The organism is Agrobacterium sp. MS2 (assembly GCF_003261015.1).
Lineage (GTDB): Bacteria > Pseudomonadota > Alphaproteobacteria > Rhizobiales > Rhizobiaceae > Agrobacterium > Agrobacterium pusense.
On record NZ_QLNF01000069.1, the window covers coordinates 1 to 714 of the forward strand.

Genomic DNA, 714 nt, shown 5'->3' on the forward strand with positions numbered 1-714 from the left:
GAGCTACGATGAGCCGAAAATCCTCTCTTCTCAATTAAAACACTTCTGTCTCAAGGGCGCTGATCCGGGACATGCGCGTCACGACGGGTCGATACGAGTTTTGCATGACGCAATTTACTGAGATGCTGGGACAGTGCCGACTGAGAGATATCGATCCGATCGGCCATTTCCCGGACGGACAGTTCGGTGTGTTCGGCGAGGAGAATCATAACCTGCAACCGTCTTGGATTTGCGAGAGCACTAAGAAGGGCGGCCCCTTCCTTTACGATCCTGTCGTTGTTTTCCATAACGCCGCTGCCTGTCACCGTATCTGTAAATCGCTCTGGCGAGATGCTTGTTTGGTCTTGTCCGATAAAGCTTTCCTCCCCGGGAAATAAGGCTCCGTCGTGGCCACCACGTCAGCCATGCACAGCGTAAAAGGGCAAAAAAATGAACGCACAACGAGAGTTAATAGGATAGGCAATCACAAGAAAATCAGGCCTCATCGCGCAAGCTCGACATTCCCCGAAGACATAGTAACAATTTTGCGGTTTCTCTCATGCGCCAATCAGGGGTCAGAACAAGAGCAGTCCGAAATCGTACGCTAAGGACGAACGGAATGAGAACTTACGCGGCGTTCCTTAGCCTAGCCGGAAGGCGGAGCGATCGAAATCCGTTCGGCATCTGATGTTCGGCATCCCATGTGTAGATGCCGGTAAGGTTGATATGTTCCCA

The 714-nt window shown here is 51.7% G+C and carries 1 pseudogene; it reads right to left on the reverse strand.

What is annotated here, in order from left to right:
* Nucleotides 1–74 precede the first annotated feature (74 nt).
* Nucleotides 75–287 (reverse strand): annotated as a pseudogene (locus tag DOU54_RS18585) (ArsR/SmtB family transcription factor); the annotation flags it as partial.
* Nucleotides 288–714: the final 427 nt, after the last annotated feature.